Source organism: Mycobacterium sp. TY814 (assembly GCF_030755175.1).
Lineage (GTDB): Bacteria > Actinomycetota > Actinomycetes > Mycobacteriales > Mycobacteriaceae > Mycobacterium.
On record NZ_JAUFRY010000002.1, the window covers coordinates 955,472 to 974,423 of the forward strand.

Here is an 18,952-nt window from a genome sequence, read left to right on the forward strand (position 1 = left end):
ATGTCTTTGGAGGATTCGTGTCGGGTTGACTTCGCTGGGTTGCGGGCGGAGCGGCGGGCAAAGGTGTTCGCCGGCATGGACTCTGCTGGTCTTGACGCGTTGATTCTCGGTGGCGCCGGCAATGTGCACTACGTGTGCGGTGCTCGGTTGTTGGGCCGGGCCGGGGTTTTGCCATTCGCGCCGGTGTGTGTGGTGGTGCGCTCGACCGGGCGGGTGCATCTGCTGTCGACGTGGGACGAGGGGGTGCCGCCGGAGATCGCGCGGGAGGATCTGTATCCGCTGAGCTGGAATCCGGCGAATCTCATGGCGTCCGTGGCTTCGATAGCGGGATTGCGGGAGGCGCGGCGGATCGGGACGGATGGTTTGACCGCAACGTCCGGGGCGATGATCGAGTCGTTGGCTCCGAGTGCGGAGTTGGTGGACGGCGGCGTTGTGGTTGAAGCGTGTCGACGGGTGAAGACGGACGCGGAGATCACCTGTCTTGAAGTGGCGGCGGCGATTTCGGAGTCAGCGTTGAGTGTTATGGCTTCGGCTTTGGGTCCGGGGGTTTCGGAACGGGAATTGCTGGGGGTTTACTCCGAGCATGTGGCGCGGTTGGGGGCGCCGGTGCCGCCGTCGGAGAGTGTGTGTTTCGCTACTGGTGGCTCCGTCGGGTTCCGTCACGTGCCGTCGGATCGGGTGGTGGGGGACGGGGAGTTGGTGGTGTTGGCGCCGGGGGCGCTGTATGCCGGGTATGAGGCGGGGTTGGCGCGGACGGTTGTGGCCGGTTCGGGTTCGGGTTCGGGCGGTGGTGGTGGCGGTTCGGCTTTGGGGGAGCGTTGCGTGGCGGGGATGGACGCGTTGATGGGGGCTTGTCGTGCAGGCGGGGTTGGGGCTGATCTGTATCGGGCTTGGGAAAGGCTTGGCGTTGGGCCGGCGTCGGTGGTGCTTGCGCACGGGCTGGGGTTGGGAGCTGAGCCGCCGGTGATCGGGTTCGGGCTTGGGCGCGATGCGGTGTTGGAGGAGGGGATGGTGTTGAGCGTCCAGTCGTGGGTTGTCGAGGAAGGCGTTGGTGGGTGTCTTCAGCGTGACACGGTGGTGATTGGCGCCAGCGGCCCCTTGGTTCTGACGCGGTATGGGAGGTCGTAATGGGTTCGCGGCCGGTCGTTTTCAACCATGTCGGGTTGTGTGTGCGGGACCGGGCGGCGTCGCGGCGGTTTTACGAAGGGCTGCTGGGGTTTCAGTTCTGGTGGGAGTTGGATGCGCCGGAGGAAAGCACGGCTGCGCTGTTGCAGCTATCCGGGCCGGTGGGGTTGCACGCGACGTATCTGGTGCGGGATGGGTTGGTTCTTGAGCTGCTGGACTATTCAGGTCGTACCGTGTCCGCCGGCGGCGAGCGGGTTATGGATCAGGTTGGGCTGACGCACATTTCGTTTTCGGTGTCGGATCTTCGTTCGGTACTGGGGCGAGTGGGGGAGTTTGGGGGTTCCGTTGTTGAGGGGACCGTGTCGGAGGGGGCGGCGATGGTGCGGGATCCGGATGGGCAGTTGTTGGAGTTGCTTTCGGATGGGTGGTTGAGGGCGTTGCCGGCGAAGCCGTGAGGGCGTGAGCGCGCCATAAATGGTCGCGACCAACAATCCAGCCGGCTCGCTCTGGATATAGGGATCCATCCGAATACAATCGTTAGGGCAATGCGACGCTTCTCTCAGGAGAAGCGAATTCATGTATGAATTCCCTATGGGTTGTTGCACCGACCTCGCTCGACCTGAAGGTGAACACTAAGTTAATCACCATTTCAAGGGATCCGGGGAGGTGGATTAGTGTGAAATCTCTGTCTTTCACAACGACCGCTCTCGGTGCCGCTTTGATGGTAGGCATGCCAATCTGGGCGCCTCCCGTGTCCGCGGATCCGTCATGGACGATGCCAAACCTCATCGGTAAAGATCTGCAGGGAGCTCAAGACGCAATACAGTCTTTGAGTAACGGTCAGGTGTGGTATTCGGGCTCGAAGGACCTGACAGGCAAGGGCCGCAACCAGATTGTCGATCGAAACTGGCAGGTGTGCACCTCGGTTCCGCCGCCCGGAGCGACGTTCACGACAAGCACAAGTATCACATTTGGCGTGGTCCGCATCGATACTGAGAAGTGCCCGTGACAGGATTCGCGCGCGCGAGGCGGCACGCTCCGAGGTGATCGCGGCGCGGTTGCTTTCCTGGCTATTTCGTCCAGAGGCCGAAGAATCTCCTGCATCGCCTCATGGTTGTCGGTGGTCCCCCCTAGAGTGCACCAAGACTTGTATTTGAGGGTGGGGGCAGATCGTGTCGTTGTCAGATTGGATGGCGGACAAAGACTTCGAGTGGCGTGGCCGCTTGAGGCCCGTGAAGTTGGTCATCGAAACGGATTTTTCCGCGGAGGATGTCAGGACTGCGCAGAGCAAGTACGGCGCGGCAGCAACGCATCTAATCAACCGCGGTTGGACGCACGAGAAATTCATCAAGCGGTTCCCGGCGCTCACGCTGATGATCCTGGTCGGGCACGCAGCTCTGGCATATGACCACGGCGCTTACTGGGAAAGCTTCTGGGACGAGCTCGGTATGTCGCGTGATGGCGACTTCGAAAACGCGATCCGTCGAAGCACTGTCCCACTGCTCGATAAGTTCTCGCTGGCGCGTTTCCCTGCAATCGAGCTGGAGAGCTCGCGCAGATACGTAATGATGTTCGCGTTGCACGCCGGCATCCCGGTGCATTGCCTGGGTGATCTGCTAACGGTGATCAATGAGCACATCACTCATGGCCGGCCCGCGACTGGCGCAGCGGTTATGGAGTGGCTCGAGGAGCCAGGCAAGGAATATCGCACCGATACGTTAACGATGCCCGTGCGGAACTTCCTCCACAACGGAGCGGAGTTCGCCGTCGATATTCTCGACCGAATCATCGAATTCGTCGAGGCAACTGCCGTGGACCCCTCATTGTTCGAGATGCAGTTGGATGCCTCGACGACCGGGCTACCGGGTGTCTTGCTTGAACAACTGATCTCTCGTTTGCGGGAAACGCCGGCGCCGACTACGCGCAAACGCACTGTTTCAAGAGCACCGCAACGACCGGAAGTCACATACAACATCGACGATGACGAGATCGTTCTCGTGCTTCGCGCGGGCGCGATCGATACCCGTCAGCCTTGGCGCGTGTCACTCGATGGAGACGTCCGCGAAGTACATGCAGCTCGACGATGGGGTGGCGATGCACAGTCAGCGGTCGTCCGAACAGTAGTCCCTGGCCCGATTCGGGAAGCGGTAGTTACCCCGCCGGACGGTTCGTTGGGCACCGCTGTGCCTTTGGTTTTGAAGGCCGACCCCCTCCTGACTTTCGACAGGACCGGTCACTGGATTCCGCGGCGTGACGGTTTGAAGGACTACGTGTGGGCGATCTTTCCACGCGATCATCAGCTGGTCGACGCACGCACCCTTCAGCCGATCGAAATCGGCGACACCGGCTGTCCTGTCGGATGGCATGGCTGGCGCAGCGCTTTCGTCGAGCTAGGCCACGTGAACGCGCTGCAGCTTTCGCTGAACGATGAGCTTGTAGGCAGCCCGCGCATGGTGCGAAAGGACGCACGACCCCGCTTTCAACTCGGCTCCATCGTGCCCGGAGTGCTTGCGGCAGATGGGCGCACGGTATGCAACCAGCGCCCGTGGGTCATGCTCCCACCGTCGGAAACTTATCCTGCACCTCAGTGGAATGTACGAGTGCGGCGGCTCGGGGATACCGAATGGATCGCCGATGAGTCGTGGACCGCTGAAGATGTCGAGACGTGCGTAGATCCTTTCGACGACGCCGAAGAGCCCCAGTTGGGGCTCTTCGAAATCATGGTGAGCGGCCCCCTCGGTACCGATGCGCGGTGCGTCGTGTTCCTCGCCGAAGGGCTAGAGGTGGCTTTCGACACGCAGGTGCGTGTTCCTGCACTGGGGGGCCTGACGCCGTGCGTTGGCGAAATTGACGTCGCTGAGTTCTCGCTTTTCCCCAGCGGCCCATTCACATTCGCCCCTCGAGACATGGAACTCAAAGTTGAACTCTCCGGATCCTCGTCAGCGGCTGCGTTGCTGCTCCGTCCTCCGCATGTCGAAATCCGAAGCGGCGAGGTCGGATCACCCGCCGCGTGGCGGATGACGGCCGATGTATGCGACCCCGAGGACTTTGTACAAGACCGCTTCGTCGCAATCCGAGCGCCGGGTATCGAAACCGTTGAGTTCGGCTATGTCTCGGCGGTCGGCGACCTCCTGCAGCGTGACCCGACCCCGCGCAAGCGCCAAGGAGATGTGTTCGAGTCACGGACCCAACAATTCGCTGACACTGTTCGCCGTCAACCCAATGGCCGAATTGTCGCGTCCTGGGTTACTGAGACTGGTCTGACGGAAGTCACAGTACTCTTGGCTCAACCGCGGCGGCTCGCGTCCGATGTGCATCTGACCGATGGCGTTCTGGTATTCAACGGTGTTGCCACAGTTGATGACTTGGCCGTCTACGTATGGAGCGGCACCGCCCCGTGGCGTCGGGCGGAGATCATTCCTGTTCTCGACGGCACAGCCACGCTCCCTAGCCATCTCGTAGAAGCCGGCGAATTGTGGTGCCAGCTCTTCATCGATGACCCGTGGGTCTCGGTCAATCCACCATTGGCGCCAGGTGAAAACGCCTTCCGGGTCGAGCAACTAGGCTGGCGTGAGGATGGCACGAGTGCCCAAGTGAAGCTGTCCCGCTACCTCGTCGGTCGCCGCAGCGCGCCGATGGAGGTCGGCTCTATCCCGGAAGTCTGGGCGGCCCTCGCGAAGCTGCACTCGGATGGCAACGGCGTGCGGTTCGCCGGGCTCATTCCGTTACTGGCCGATGATCCCAGAAAGGCACTTGAATGCCTGGGCGACACCACAATTCCGATCGGCGACAAGATGGCGATGCTGATACGCAGCGAGCTCGTAAATCAGAACTATTCGGCCGAGCAGACCATCAACAAACTGCATTCGCACCCGTGGTTCGGATGCATGGTGGAAATTTCCGACCTCCCTTCGCTCTACCAACGTCGTACCGCGGTACGAGCAGAACGTGCCGAGACTCTCGCTTATCTGCGGGACCGAGGCGGAGAGCCGTTGATGGAGTTGCTCGAAACGGGCAAGTCCGCCTCCTTGCACAGCGCTTGTTTCGACGCGAACGTTTTGTCGATGAGTTCCGTGCCGGGTAACCAGGTTGAAGCAAAATTAAGTGAGATCCAGCTCGTACCGCGTGCCCAGTTACACCCGGACACGCTGCGCGCTGCCGTTTACGAGGCGTTCTCCCGACGTACGGAGTGGATCAATTCGGGGTGGTCTCACAGCTTCGCCCAACAGACGGCCTTCGTTGTCAGTCCGATCAGACGAATCTCAATGCTGGCCTCCGAGAACATTGCGATGCGTAGTGACCGCGTCCGCGGAATCGATGTTGTTGAGCATCCCTGGATGCTGATGTCCGTTCAGTCGCTGACGCTGGCATTCCTGGCCCGGCTCGAGGCTCACGGCAGGATCAGCGGGCAATACCTGAACTCTGGCTTACTTGCTGAATGGGCGCGGCTGGCGCAACTCTGCCCGACGATGGTGGCCAATGACTTGTTGATTGCCGAAGCTCTGATGCTGTACGACCGTCGAGGTGATCTCATCGAAGGAGGCCGCCATGATTGATCGGCTGGATCCGTTGCAAACTGCCAAGCAGATCGAGGGCAGCTACAAGCGTTATCTCAAAACACTTCTCGCGCCGCGCGACGAAGGCTTAGCGGCCGCCTTCGACGCCGAAATCGATGCCAGCACGATGCTGATCAAAGGGCCGATCCTCGAGATGACACCGCCCTACGAGACCGGCGCGACATGCCGTCAACTTATCGATGAGGGTGTGCTCCATCCCGGATTCGCCAAGATCAACAGCGAGGCTCTCCCCATCGACCAGCCTCTCTACGTTCACCAAGAAGCTGCCATTCGAAAGTTCCTCGCAGGTCGGAACTTAGTGGTTAGCACCGGGACTGGGTCAGGCAAGACGGAGAGCTTCCTCATACCGATCATCAACTCGCTTGTCGAGGAAGCAGCGCACAACAGATTAGGGCCCGGTGTGCGAGCGCTGCTCCTTTATCCTATGAATGCCCTGGCGAATGACCAGCTCAAGCGCCTTCGTTCCGTCCTCGCCAACTGCCCCGACATTACGTTCGGGCGCTATACGGGTGAGACCGAGGAATACTCGCGAGCGGCGGAAGCCGACTTCCTGCAAAATAATCCAGGCGCCCGGCGTCTCCCCAACGAGTTGCTGAGCCGGGAGGAAATGCGAAGCGCTCCGCCCCACCTCCTGCTCACCAACTACGCGATGCTCGAGTATCTTCTCTTGCGGCCCGAAGACATCGACCTCTTCGACGGGCCCTACAAGGGAACTTGGCGGTTCATCGTGATGGACGAAGCCCACGTCTACGACGGTGCCCAAGGTTCTGAGGTTGCGCTCCTACTTCGCCGGCTTAAACAGCGGGTCGCTCCTGGCTCGAGTATTCAGTGCGTTGCTACTTCCGCCTCGCTGACAGGATCGACCCGCGACGACCCGCGCAGTGAAGCAATGGAGTTCGCGAGCAACCTATTTGACGCTCCGTTCGAGTCTGTCGACGGCGACCCAAACCGGCAAGATCTCGTCGAGCCATTACGGAAGCGGCATTCGCCGTCACCGCAGTGGCGTCTGACCGGGGAACAATTGCTGGCGCTGCGGACCGGTCAGATCGAGCCTGCCGCAGTGTTGCCTTCAGGGATCGGGCTCGCCGAAGCGCTCAGCAACGAGCAATCGATCATCGAACTGAAAGAGGCGCTCAATAGGAAGCCAGTCGACGTACGAGCGTTGCGGGAGCAGCTTTGGCCAGACGACGAGCAGTCGGCTGAAAAGCTGGATTCGCTTGTGCAACTCGGAAGCAGTATCCACGACGCAGCTGGCCATCCGGTGCTGTCTGCGCGGTACCACCTTTTCGTGCGCGCTACCGAGGGCGCCTTCGTCAGCTTCAATGACGATGGGCCACATATTTTCCTGGCCAGGCACGAAGTCGATCCTTCCACTGGGCGCGCCGTCTTTGAATTCGGAACGTGCACCCGGTGCGGTGCGGTTCACCTTGCTGGGGAGTTAAGTCGTCGCGACGGCCGGGAGTATTTTCTGCCTTCCAAAAAGGCTGATGCGTCCGTGAATTGGCTCGTCCTGGCGGACGAAGAGGGTGGAGTGCTCCTGGACGAGGATGAGCTGACGTTGGCCGAAGACGAAGCCAAGTCGGCGAAGTCGGACCCAACTACGGGTCGGCTGTGCACGGGGTGTGGCCTACTAGCCGATGCAGCGGCGGCGACGTGCCCGTCGCCTGACTGCGGCGGAGGACCGTTGCTCACGGTGCGGGAGCACCCCCGATCAACGCGAATCATGACCCGATGCACCGAGTGTGGTGCGCAATCGCGTCAGGGTATTCGACGGCTCCGGACTGACGTGAATGCTGCACCAGCCGTGGTCACCACGGCGCTCTATCAGCAACTGCCGGAGGCACGTGATCAAGCCGCGGATCAAGTCGGTGGCGGTCGGAAACTTCTGATGTTCTCCGACTCGCGGCAGTCGGCGGCTTTTGCTGCGCCGTACCTCGACCGAACGTACTCCCGCATGCTGGAACGGCGTTACATCGCACAAGCTCTGGCTGACCCAGCCGCAGCAGGCGGTGAGCTGACTATCGGTGACCTGGCCATTCTGACTCGTGAAAAGGCCCAAGCTGCAGGGCACTTCGCAAAAGGCATGGGAAACATCGAGATCACGCAAGCTGTCAATCAGTGGGTATCCGGTGAGATGATGACGCTTGAGACGCGTCAATCGCTCGAAGGCCTAGGGCTGATGCGGGTGGCGCTGCGGCAAGATCGCCCAATCGAAATGCGCGGATTTGCCTCCTTGGGGCTCACGGAAACAGAGACCTGGGCGCTGCTGAATGAACTCGTGAAGACAGTACGGCTTCAAGGCGCCATCACGGTGCTCGATCGCGTTAACGTCAAGGATGAGCGTTTTGCTCCGCGTAACACTCGGGTGCGCATGCGCTCCACAGGTTCAGACCGAGGCAAACAGATCATCAGCTGGAGCCCAAGCGGCACAGGAACAACGAACGGCCGAATGACGTATGTGAGCAAGGTGCTTGCCGCCTTGTCAAGCGAGGTCCCACCCGGTCGAATCGTTGAAGGTTGTTGGAAGACACTCGAATCTGGCGGGTTTCTGACAGCTGAAACCGATCGTGTGCTCGGACGGGTCCATCAGCTCGATCACACCATGCTGTCAGTCTCCAACGGTGCCGATATCCAGTGGTACCGGTGTGGCACCTGCAGGCTGCTAACTGCCTTCGCGATCCGCGGCATCTGTCCCAACAGCCGCTGCATCGGCACGTTGGAGCCTTACGAACCCCCAGCTCCCCAGGTCGATACGAACCACTACCGAGTGGTTTACCAGACGATGAACACGGCGCCGTTGACTGCCCGCGAGCACACCGCGCAATGGGACGCCAAGGTAGCTGCCGAGATTCAACGCGACTTTGTTGGTGGCAAGGTTAACGTGCTCTCTTGTTCGACAACGTTCGAGCTTGGCGTAGACGTTGGCGACCTCCAATCAGTGATGTTGCGTAACATGCCCCCGAAGACAGCCAACTATGTGCAGCGCGCTGGCCGCGCTGGCCGTCGTGCCGCCTCCGCGGCTCTCGTCGTCACCTATGCGAAGCGCTCCGCGCACGATCTAGCGCAATATCAGGACCCGAACGCGATGATAGCGGGCCGGATGCGTATCCCGTGGGTGCCGACCGACAATGCGAGGATTGCGCGCCGCCATGGGCACTCCGTAGCGCTCGCTTCATACTTCCGATATTGCTTCGAACTGCGCAATGAGAAATGGACGAGAGCCGGGCAATTCTTCTCAGCCGCACCGGATGGCGGTCCCTCGCCCGCAAGCCGAGTGCATGAATACCTAACACCGGTTCCCGCGGCGGTGGAAGAGGCATTGCGAGCAGCGTTGCCGGCGAGCGTGCAGACGGAGATAGGTGTGAGCGACGGCACCTGGGTCGGAGCACTGGTGGACCTGCTGACCTCGACGGAAGAGGAGCTGACCAAAGACGTAACCGACATCGAAGCACGGATCGAAGAGTCGGTTAAGCAGCGGAATTTCGGTCTAAGTAAGCGACTCCAAGACACGTTGCGAACCATCACAGGGCGAGATCTCCTCGGGTATCTTGCTAGCCGAAATATTCTGCCTAAGTACGGATTTCCGGTGGACACGGTTGAACTCAGTACGCTCCATGCCGCGGATCCGGTTGGACGCGATCTTGAGCTCGGCCGTGACCTCAGCTTGGCAATTTATGACTATGCGCCGGGTAACCAAGTAGTGGCCGGGGGCAGAGTCTGGACGTCGACGGGACTTAAGAAGCGCCCAGGCAAGGAGCTCGTGCGCCACAGCTACCGAATCTGTCATGCCTGCAGCCGTTTTCAGCGTGGTGCCAAACTTGATCCAGGCGACCTCTGCCCCAGTTGCGGAGATCCATTCAAGTCGATCGGCACTCTGATCATCCCCGAGTTTGGCTTCATCGCCGGCAGCGATACCCACGACGTAGGCAGCGCTCCACCCGAGCGGCGTTGGCACGGAGGTAGCTACGTGGAGACTCCGGGCGACGATGCCGGCCAATATCACTGGTCTGGGCATAACGGATTGAAAGTAACTGCGCGCGCTGGCGTAAGGGCTTGGCTGGCCGTCGTCTCTGATGGCACCGGAGAGGGATTTCAGCTTTGTGAATGTTGCGGCTGGGCCCGCGCCGCCGAGCGGGGGAGCCGACGCCGCAAGCATGAGCGCCCGGACAATGGACGTGACTGCGACGGGCCGCTTGAAAGGATCTCGCTCGGCCATCGGTATCAGTCCGACGTTGCCGAATTCACCTTCGACGTAGTCGCTTATCGCCATGAGCACCAGGCGAACTGGTTGTCCTCGCTTTATGCGCTGTTGGAGGGCGCCTCATACGCACTGGAGATCAGTCGCGACGACATCGACGGAGCATTATCGTGGAGCTCTGAGCACCGCCGGAGCATCGTCCTGTTCGATACCGTTCCCGGGGGCGCCGGCGCGGCAAAGAAGATTGCCGAGAATATCGGTCTGGTTCTGGAGACTGCGGTCAAGCGGGTGACGGACTGTGACTGCGGCGAAGAGACGTCTTGCTATGGGTGCCTTCGCACCTACCGGAACGCGCGATTTCACGAGGATCTTTCGCGGCGCGCGGCGCTGAACTTACTTGGAGGGGTGGCGGGGTGATTGCAATCTTGTCGCGGCGGAAACCATTTTTTCGAGTGATTTGAGACGGCCGTGACGGGTTTCCAGCAGCCATCAGTTCGAGCGATCCGTACGGCCTTGGAGGAAGTTCCTGGTGCCCTACGCGATGAGGCGCTACCTGAAGAGGCAAGCGAGGGTCGCAGCCCTGCAAGCCAAGTCCTCATTTGGGACCCCGAGTACCGTCACCGACGCCGACATCTGGCGAATACTTGGCGAGGAACGGTTTGGTGCACTCGACGCCTTACAGCAGATCCGTGGTATCGACGCCCTCGGGTGGTATATGACCTTTCACCAGCGCAGCTCACAACATGGAGTGCATATCCCGGTCGAAGGTGTCCTTTGGTTGGTGTTGAACGTGTTTGACAAAGTCCGGTTGCCACTTGCGCGACGAATCGAAATCGCTTTCCATGCGATTCTGCGGCATGAAATCTTCCACTTCGCCGCGGACTGTATGGCGGCTAACTGGGAGTTAGCAACGGGCGTCGAGGTTTACTGGTCGTCGCGTGGGCACCAGAACGCATTGGGGCATATCGAACTCGAGGAGGGGTTGGCGAACGCGTACATGCTGCGGGGGTTCAAGCATCCTTCCCGTTTGCTTGTGATGAGTCGTGTCATCGGTTATAGGTGTGTCGCGTCATGGGTCACAGATTGCTTGGCCATTGGCTGGGTTTTTGTCGGTGCGCCAGTAATCGTGTCGGGTTTGATAGTGCGGCTGCTCACACTCGGTACGTTGAGGCCGCCAAATTGGTGCCGCTATTCGTCGTCCTTCCAGACGACCTCGTAGTCCTAAGACTCGTAGACCAGCTCTGCGAGGGTGATTTCTCCCAGAGTGCCGCCGTCATACTCCAGGTATTCGTCCATGGCGGCGACGTCCTCGGGTGTCATCGCGTCGATCTGCGGCTGGAATACCGCCCACATTTCGTCCTCGGTGAAGATCTTCCCGTCGCTCATTCGGCGGTATCTCATCCAATTATCCGGTCGCAAAATCCGGCGATCTCACCGGCGAGATCGACCCACGTCTGCAGCGTGTCCAGCGCGGTCCTGTTCGGCGCGGCATTCGCAAGAGTCTCCTCGCCCTCTTCTCCGAAATCCGTAGCGGAATATGTGATCTCCACGTCGTCCGAGTCATCGGACCACGCCGCGGTCCCGTAGAACGGAGCACTGGACACGACCGACATTCCGGGGTTGAAAGTGCTGATGTCCCAGGACCACTCCGCGTCTTGTCTACCGTCCCAGGTGAAGAAGAAGTCGTAGACGACGTGCTCGACTTGGAACCCGGTCTTCCAGAACTCAATGGCGATTTGGCCCGGCGTGATGGTTTCGGGCATCGCCATGACCGGGCTTCGGTTCCATGGCGCATTGGATCGTGGTCATCCAGGTTCCATGGGTCGGTATCGGTCATGAGGCTTCACGCCCTTCAAATTTCCCAGGAGTTGATCCAGCGTTGTGGGGGAGTTGATCGGGTTGCCTACTGGGATGCCACGGGTGACGAGTCCATCGGGAAAGACGATCCATACACAGTCGTCGATCAGAATTTGCTCAACGTCTCGTTCCTGTACGTACCACAGCCCGTCGTGAATCGACCCTTGCGGTGCACGCCAAGCCTCGTAGCTCTGCGGGTTCAGACCGCGCTCCGCCGATACAGCGACGGTTGCCTCAGCTTGTTCCATTTGCATCTCCTTCGACTGATCGCTATGCAACTACTGCGCTTCCCAGAGCAACTGATCGAGAACAAGCAGAGACAAGCCGACTTCTTGGGCGACCGCCTTTACAATGACAAGCACGGCGTGGTCGCTGTCGGCTGGGACAGAAAAGCCTAATCGCGCCAGTGCTTTTCGTACGCGTACGTCGACCTTGAGGGCGTTCGCGCCGGAGCGCATCCGCATATAAGACCACAGAGCCAGGCCGATTCCCTTCACCGATCCGACGACCGGGTCGAGCCGGGGCGCGTGCTCGAAGGGCCCGTATCGTTCAGCCCACAGCCGACAGAGCCGGTCCTCTTCGGCGCTATCGGTCAAACCTTCTCGCTCGGCGAACTCCCGGAACCCTCGCGCCACGGTGGCGATCGTCTCCACCTCAGCTGCGGACAGTCCGTATTGCGCGGCACCGAGACGGTTCTGGTCAAGAGCGGCGATACTGTGCTCGTCGTTCGCGGCCAACCATTCTGCAACCAACGGCCTCACTCGCTTTTCGTACCTCCGTTGCCGCGAAGCAACCACGTCGACGATCATTGCTCCCCGGCGGCCCGCATACACACCGACGTAGTCGGCGGCAGCCGCCTCCGCCCGTGCGCCGCGGGATTCCTTCAGCGTCTTCAATCTAACGACGGCAGGTCCCCAGGCAGGATCCTCCCGCAACAATTCGAGCGCCTGATTCATGCTGCCCCCCGAAACTTGGCCGCCCGTCACGGCCGTACTAGAGAAAAAGGATAGGGGTTAAGGCCGACATCGGGGTGTCGGACTGCCTGGGCTAGGGTTCGGCGTTCGGAGTATTAGTCGAATGCTGCTGGTCGGGCCGGCATCCAGGCCTTCGGGAGTGAGACGCTCACGTAACTGCACCACCGCGCAGGTTGATGACAGGCCGGCTGACGCGGATTCTACTGCGTCGAGACCAATCCTCGCGGTAGCGCTTGAGCAGCCGGTAGATGTGTTGTCGAGACAACTTCTCCGCACGGGCAGCTTCAGTCACTGGCAGATAACCACTAGTGAATTCGATGACAACCACTCGCGCTCTGCGACCCGACCCGCGTCGATTGGTCCAGGTGTCCGATCATCCTGATTGTCAACGGCCAAGTTGAAGTATCCGCTGGTGGCCAGATGAAAGTATCCACCCCGTGCGGTAGTTCCTATGTTGGCTTGGGAGGCTCCTTTCGGTGTTGGGCGTCTTTCATGCGGTAGGAATCGCCGTCGGTGATGACGACGGTGGCGTGGTGCAGGAGGCGGTCGAGGATGCTGACGGCGGTGGTCTGCTCGGGTAGGAATCGGCCCCATTGTTCGAAGGGCCAGTGCGACCCGATGGCCAGGGATCGGCGTTCGTAGGCGCCGGCGACGAGGCGGAACAACAATTGGGTGCCGGTGTCATCGAGTGGGGCGAAGCCGAGTTCGTCGAGAATGATCAGATCGACCCGCAGCAGGGATTCGATGATCTTGCCGACGGTGTTGTCGGCTAGGCCGCGGTAGAGGGTTTCGACGAGGTCGGCGGCGGTGAAGTAGCGGACCTTGTGCCCGGCGTGGATCGCCGCGGTCCCCAATCCGATCAGGGTGTGGGACTTTCCGGTGCCGGCGGGGCCGATGATCGCCAGGTTCTGTTGCCCCCGAATCCATTCCAGGCTCGACAGGTAGTCGAACACCTTGGGCTGGATCGAGGAAAAGGCCACGTCGAACGATTCCAACGTCTTGGGTACGGGGAACGCTGCGGCCTTGAGGCGGTTGACGATGTTGGAGGCATCGCGGGCCGCCAACTCGGTTTCGATGAGGGTGCGGAGGACTTCCTCGGGGGTCCAGCGTTGGGTCTTGGCGGTGATTAACACCTCCGGTGCGGTGCGTCGCACGGCGGCCAGCTTCAACCGCCGTAGTCCGGCATCGAGATCGGCGGCCAGTGGTGGAACCGATGGTGGTGCAACGAGTTCGGCGTCGGTGAGAGGTGGGGACTTGGTCATGAGATCACCTCGCCGTCGATGGCCGGTGTGATTTTGTAGGCGTCCAGGGACCGGGTCGGAGCAACGGGCAGGTCCAGGATCAACGCGTCGCCCGCGGGGCGCGGCTGGGGTGTTCCGGTGCCGGCGGCCAGGATGGAGCGCACGTCGGCGGCCCGGAACCGGCGAAACGCCACCGCCCGGTGCAGAGCGCAGACCAGGGCGTCGGTGCCGTGAGCGGCGCCCAGTGCGAGCAGGATCTCCAACTCCGAGGCCAGGCGGGTGTTACCGATCGCCGCGGCACCGACCAGGAACGCCTCGGCGTCGGCGCCGAGGTCACAGAACCGCTTCTCGACCGTGGTTTTCGGGCGGGGTCCGCGGTTGGGTACTGGCCGGGGTCCGTCGTAGTGCTCGTCGAGGATCGACACGCTGCCGGGTGCAACGAGTTCGTGTTCGGCCACGATCACCCCGGTGGCCGGTTCCAGCAGACAGATCGCGCCGTGATCGACGACCACGGCCACCGTGGTGCCGATCAACCGCATCGGCACTGAGTAGCGGGCCGACCCGTACCGAATACAGGACAGGCGGTCGACCTTGCGCAGCACCGAGACAGCCCCGATCTGCAGTCGCAGCGATGGGAGTGGTTGCAGCAGTTCACGTTCAGAGATCAGCCGCTCCTCAGGAATGGCGCAGATCTCTGAATGGGTCGCGGCGTTCACTTCCGCGCACCACCCCTGAGCCGCCGCGTTCGCATCGCGCAGGCTAATCGGCGCCCCGGTGACGGCGGCCTCGGTCAGCAAGGGTACGGCCAGATCGTCCTGGGCATAGCCGCACAGGTTCTCGACGATGCCCTTGGACTGCGGTTATCCGGCTAATCTTTGTGCGGTCTCTGCTGTTGAAGATGGGTCTTCAGTCAGGTTTTGCTTTTCGTAGGCGGCGGATTTCTTCTTCGTGGCGGCGCACGGTGGTGGCGATGGTGTCCAGTGCGGTGCGTAGGTGGGCGATCTCGGTGCTCAGTCCGGAGAGGGTGTGGGCTTGCTTGCCGCGGGTGCGGTGTTCTTCGATGATTGTGCGCAGGTCGGGGTTGCGGTAGAGGGTGGCGCGGCCGAGTCCGGTGCGTGCTGCGACATCATCGAAGGTGACTTGATGTCCGTCGAGAATGATTGCTGCGCAGGCGTCTTCGACGTCTTGGCGGCGTTGTTGGGGGGTCATCCGGTTTGGGCCTGGCTGAGGTGGGCGTCGAGGCGTGCGATGAGTCGGCGGTGGCGTTCGGCTTCACCGGTCCAGCCGCGGGCTTCGGCGTCACGGGCCAGGGTTTCGGAGTCGGCACGCTGAGCGGCCAGCACTGGCAGGTAGCCGGTGTCGGTGCGGAAGTTCGGGCAGTGTTCACAGATGTTGGCGTAGGCGCACGGGCCCTGGACCTGGGCGCGGATGCAGAAGCCGCCTGCCAGGCGGGCTTTGATTGCGGCAGCCTCTTTCCAGTCGCCGTCAACGATCGGCAGCGAAAGGCGTCCCTGGGGTGCCTCGGTGGGCAAGGTTCCGAGGTGGGCCTTGGCGGCAGTCAGGGCTCGCTCGTATTCGGTGCGCACGGTCGAGTCGAACAGCCGTCCGTAGCGCAGACTCATCTCGGCCGAGACATGGCCGAGCAAGGCCATCAGGCTCTGCAGGGAGACACCGGCGTTGACTAGTGCTGTGGCGTAGGTGTGGCGCAGTTGGTGCGGGGTGATGTGCGATAGGCCGGCATCGGTGGTGACGCGGGTCAAGACGTCACGGAGGTGATCGACCGTTAGGCGGCGGCCGTGGTGGGTGAACAGGTAGTCGGTGGGTCGAGCCGTGCGCGGGTGCCGCAACGGTCGCCCGGGTGAGCGGTGGGCCACGATGCGGTCGATCAGTGCGACGGTTTCCTCATCGAGGGGCACCATGCGTTCGGTGTTCAGCTTGCCCAGCGGAACTTTCAGCCACGCGCCTTGGCCGGGGATCTCGTGGACGCTGTCGAGTTCGAGGTCAACGAGCTCACCGATGCGCAATCCGGTGGCTCGTTGCAGCAGCAGCGCATCGGCGGGCAGCCGCTCGGGCCAGGCTTGCAGCGCGTGGGTCAGACGCCGATCCAGGTCCGGGGTGAGATAGCGGGGCAAGGCGCGGGGCAGCTTGGGGATGTCGGAGCGAAACACCAACCGCCGCTGCGGTGCTTCCGGCCAGCCCCATTCGGCGATGTCGTTGAGCAGGCAGTGCACCGCCAGGACCCGTCCGCGGCGCTCGGAGGCCTGGATGGGTGTCCCGGTGCGCGAGTTGGTCGCCTCGGCCGTCGCCGTCAGGTAGGTCTCGATGTGGCGGCGGCGGTCCAGCTCAGCCAGGCTCGGTAGTGCCGGATCGATGGCGGCCAGATGTGCGGCGAAGTGGTTGAGTCGGGTCGCGGTGCCGGTGACCGTGCTGCGGGAGTGGGTGGCGGTCAGCCGATCGAGGTAGGCCACAAACGATCCCTGCAGCGCCGGGCTGGCATCGCGCATCCGTTGGGCGAAGCTCTGCCGTAGCAGGCTGGTCGCATTGACCGGCTGTTCGGTAAACACGCCGAGGTGAAACATGACCTGTCGGGCGGTGTGCGTGGAGCTGCTGTAGTGACGACTGGCTTTTCCTGCACCGTGACGGGCAGCGCTGGCGGTCAGTAGGTCGTCGAAATCGTTGTCGGTCAACGCGTCCAACCGCCGGCCGGTCTGGATGAGCAGCCTGCCGATCACCTGGGATGCCGACGCGCTGCTGGTGCGCTCGGTGAAGCCGAGTTCCTGCGCGGCGCCCAGGAATAGCGCCAGGTCGTCAGCCAACGGCCCCGTCGGCAGATGCCGCCAGAACACGGCCAGCTTGCGGCGGATCAGGTAGTCATAGCCGGGCCGCAAGTAGCCGGCCAACATCAGAAACGTGACGAACGAGCGGGTGGGATGAGAAATCGTCAACCGCGCCCCGAGCGGCTCACCGGCCCAGGCCTGCGGATCGGGCCAGTGTCGCAGGAACGTTCGTGCCGCCGAGCCAAGGTTCACACTGATCAAACCCAGCCGAGTGCAATAGTCGCCGTATTCGGTGAGCAGGTCGGTCTCAGGAACGGGTGCGTAGGCGAGTGCGGGCGGCATCGAACTCCTTCCGCAGAAACGTTGGGGCCAAATGGATGTAGGCGGCAGCAGAATCAACATGGTCGTGGCCCATCAGTGCTTGGATCACCGACAGATCGACTCCGGCCTCGGCCAATGCGGTGCCAAACGAATGCCGCAACGCGTGGGGATGGCCTGCCGCAACGCCGGAACGCTCGCGGTGATACCGGAACACCGTGCGCAGCCCGGCAGGGGTCAAGGGCTGACCGCGATGGGCACCTTTGGCGACGACGAACAATGCTTCCGCGTGAGTTTCTGGGCGCTCGGCCAGCAGATAGGTTTGGATCGCACCGGCCACGTCGGTATCGATAGGCACCGAGCGTTCCTTGCCGCCCTTGCCGAACACCCGAACCCAGCGGCGTGCGATATCGACATCACTGACCCGCAGACCGAGCACCTCCGCCGACCGCAGACCCGACAGCAACATCAATCCGCCGATCGCACGGTCACGCCAGCTGCGGAAACTGCCCAGCAGCGCCGCTGACTCCTCCCGCGACAACCCGCGAGGCAACCGGCGCGGCTCGCGGACCCGCAACGGTGAACGCGCCTTCGGTTTCGCGGTATGCGCCAACAAGCCGGAACGCTCTCTGCCCGAACGCAATCGAGCCGCGCGGCCGCTGCTGACCGGGCTTCGTGCCTGCGGGTCACGCATCTCCCGGAACGCGAACAGACTCGAAATCGCCGCCAGTCGCCGATTGATCGTCGCCGGCGCATACCCCTGATTGCGGCCATCACGAATCGAATAGACGTTGCCGCCAGGTCGGCCCGGCAACCTCGCCTCCCGGCATGCCGTCAGAAACCGAAGCAGCACATCAACATCCACGTCCACCAGAGCCGCCTGCTCGCCACGCAGCCATCGCGCGAACGCCAGCAGGTCATAGGCGTAGGCCCGGCACGTCCGAGGGGAAAAGTTCCGGTCAGCCAGATACCCCAGGAATTCGTTGACCAACTCGAACTCGCCTGCAGCCGTCCCGCGCAACTGCCACACGCCGTCATCGCCGACAGCCGCGCACAGCTCCTCAGCCATGAGATGTACATATCCCATCTCGCACTACCGCCGTCAAGGAACCGCAGGAAAACGGCGTGTCGATGATAGACAGTTCTTCCGATTAGCCGGTTAAGAGAGGGTCGCTGGCGTGACAGAAATCCGGGGCGAAACCGTAGTGACCAGCCAACCGCACGTAGTCCGGGGTCGGGACGACGACATTGGCGACAACGCCGCCCTTGAGGCAGGCCATCCGGTCGGCCAGCACCCGTGTCGGGACCCCGCCAATCGCGGCCAGCGCCTCGGCGATCAACGCCAGCGTGGTCGATGCCCTCTGATCGGTGGCGAACCGCACGAAGCGCCACCGAGAGAACGCCAGCACCGCGCAGAACAGGAACAGTCCCGGCGCGACTTGGGCCCAGTCGATCACCAGGTACTGGCCCGGTTCCCACACCGCCGGACGCCGGCCTCGATGATTAGTGCTGCGCCACAACGCTTTCGCGTCCGCGACCAGCCGCCGGAAGTTACGTGCCGAACCCTCGTAACCAGCGGCCTTCGCGATCGGCAGCAATCGCTTGGCCGAGATCCGACCGTGTGACTTCTCCACGCGTTCGACGACCAGGTCGGCCACCGAATCGTAGTTATGTGCCCGTTCGGCCCGCGGTGGCGGCGGCACACCGGCCTGGCCGGCCTCGAACTTGTCCACGACCTTCTTGACGGTGCGGTGCGTGGTTCCGCACTCCGCGGCGGCGGCTCGGTAGGACCCGAGCTGATGGTAGGCGGAAATGATGTCCATACGGTCCTTCGCAGACTCAGACGAAACTAGAGGCGAGGGACCCATGCGACGTGCGCAGTGGC

Annotated in this window: 13 protein-coding genes and 2 pseudogenes; 5 read left to right on the top strand and 10 right to left on the bottom strand. The window is 62.1% G+C overall.

The features are described from left to right. The 5 genes from QXH22_RS17900 to QXH22_RS17920 all read left to right on the top strand — a co-directional run bounded on the left by QXH22_RS17900 (position 1) and on the right by QXH22_RS17920 (position 11,119). Positions 1-1,128, top strand: coding sequence for a Xaa-Pro peptidase family protein (locus QXH22_RS17900; protein ID WP_306276511.1), 1,128 nt, complete (start codon positions 1-3; stop codon positions 1,126-1,128). Beyond that, complete coding sequence (locus QXH22_RS17905; protein ID WP_306276512.1) at positions 1,128-1,580, top strand: VOC family protein; 453 nt, start codon at positions 1,128-1,130, stop codon at positions 1,578-1,580. The genes QXH22_RS17900 and QXH22_RS17905 overlap by 1 nt, the downstream gene beginning before the upstream one ends. Positions 1,581-2,315: 735 nt before the next feature. Beyond that, the gene (locus tag QXH22_RS17910; RefSeq protein ID WP_306276514.1) at positions 2,316-5,681 is read left to right on the top strand and encodes a hypothetical protein; all 3,366 of its coding nucleotides are present in this window, start codon (positions 2,316-2,318) and stop codon (positions 5,679-5,681) included. Next, positions 5,674-10,317, top strand: a complete 4,644-nt coding sequence (locus QXH22_RS17915; RefSeq protein ID WP_306276516.1) for a DEAD/DEAH box helicase — start codon at positions 5,674-5,676, stop codon at positions 10,315-10,317. The genes QXH22_RS17910 and QXH22_RS17915 overlap by 8 nt, the downstream gene beginning before the upstream one ends. 112 nt (positions 10,318-10,429) lie before the next feature. Beyond that, positions 10,430-11,119 carry a hypothetical protein gene (locus tag QXH22_RS17920; protein ID WP_306276517.1) on the top strand — a complete coding sequence of 230 codons (690 nt, stop codon included), beginning with the start codon at positions 10,430-10,432 and terminating at the stop codon, positions 11,117-11,119. A gap of 2 nt (positions 11,120-11,121) precedes the next feature. Here QXH22_RS17920 and QXH22_RS17925 read toward each other — a convergent pair whose 3' ends face one another. The 10 genes and pseudogenes from QXH22_RS17925 to QXH22_RS17970 form a co-directional block, all read right to left on the bottom strand. Continuing rightward, positions 11,122-11,286 carry a hypothetical protein gene (locus tag QXH22_RS17925; RefSeq protein ID WP_306276518.1) on the bottom strand — a complete coding sequence of 55 codons (165 nt, stop codon included), beginning with the start codon at positions 11,284-11,286 and terminating at the stop codon, positions 11,122-11,124. An 11-nt stretch (positions 11,287-11,297) separates the two neighbouring features. Beyond that, positions 11,298-11,669: a hypothetical protein gene (locus QXH22_RS17930; RefSeq protein ID WP_306276519.1), complete on the bottom strand. Its 372-nt coding sequence runs from the start codon at positions 11,667-11,669 to the stop codon at positions 11,298-11,300. 36 nt (positions 11,670-11,705) lie between these two features. Further along, positions 11,706-12,005 carry a hypothetical protein gene (locus QXH22_RS17935; RefSeq protein ID WP_306276520.1) on the bottom strand — a complete coding sequence of 100 codons (300 nt, stop codon included), beginning with the start codon at positions 12,003-12,005 and terminating at the stop codon, positions 11,706-11,708. Positions 12,006-12,035: 30 nt separating this feature from the next. Further along, positions 12,036-12,713 (bottom strand): hypothetical protein, encoded by a 678-nt coding sequence (locus QXH22_RS17940; protein WP_306276521.1) that lies wholly within the window; start codon positions 12,711-12,713, stop codon positions 12,036-12,038. A gap of 467 nt (positions 12,714-13,180) precedes the next feature. Next, complete coding sequence (gene istB / locus QXH22_RS17945) at positions 13,181-13,993, bottom strand: IS21-like element helper ATPase IstB (RefSeq protein ID WP_306276522.1); 813 nt, start codon at positions 13,991-13,993, stop codon at positions 13,181-13,183. Then, a pseudogene (locus QXH22_RS17950) lies at positions 13,990-14,832 on the bottom strand (IS21 family transposase); the annotation flags it as partial. The pseudogene QXH22_RS17950 and the gene istB, both read right to left, overlap by 4 nt. Positions 14,833-14,878: 46 nt before the next feature. Continuing rightward, positions 14,879-15,181, bottom strand: a complete 303-nt coding sequence (locus QXH22_RS17955) for a DUF6262 family protein (protein WP_065136786.1) — start codon at positions 15,179-15,181, stop codon at positions 14,879-14,881. Next, positions 15,178-17,091, bottom strand: a complete 1,914-nt coding sequence (locus tag QXH22_RS17960; protein WP_287042282.1) for a tyrosine-type recombinase/integrase — start codon at positions 17,089-17,091, stop codon at positions 15,178-15,180. Before QXH22_RS17960 ends, QXH22_RS17955 begins: the two co-directional genes overlap by 4 nt. Beyond that, positions 17,057-18,136 carry a tyrosine-type recombinase/integrase gene (locus tag QXH22_RS17965; RefSeq protein WP_287042283.1) on the bottom strand — a complete coding sequence of 360 codons (1,080 nt, stop codon included), beginning with the start codon at positions 18,134-18,136 and terminating at the stop codon, positions 17,057-17,059. The genes QXH22_RS17960 and QXH22_RS17965 overlap by 35 nt, the downstream gene beginning before the upstream one ends. A gap of 85 nt (positions 18,137-18,221) precedes the next feature. Next, a pseudogene (locus tag QXH22_RS17970) lies at positions 18,222-18,935 on the bottom strand (DDE-type integrase/transposase/recombinase); the annotation flags it as partial. Between the last annotated feature and the right edge of the window lie 17 nt (positions 18,936-18,952).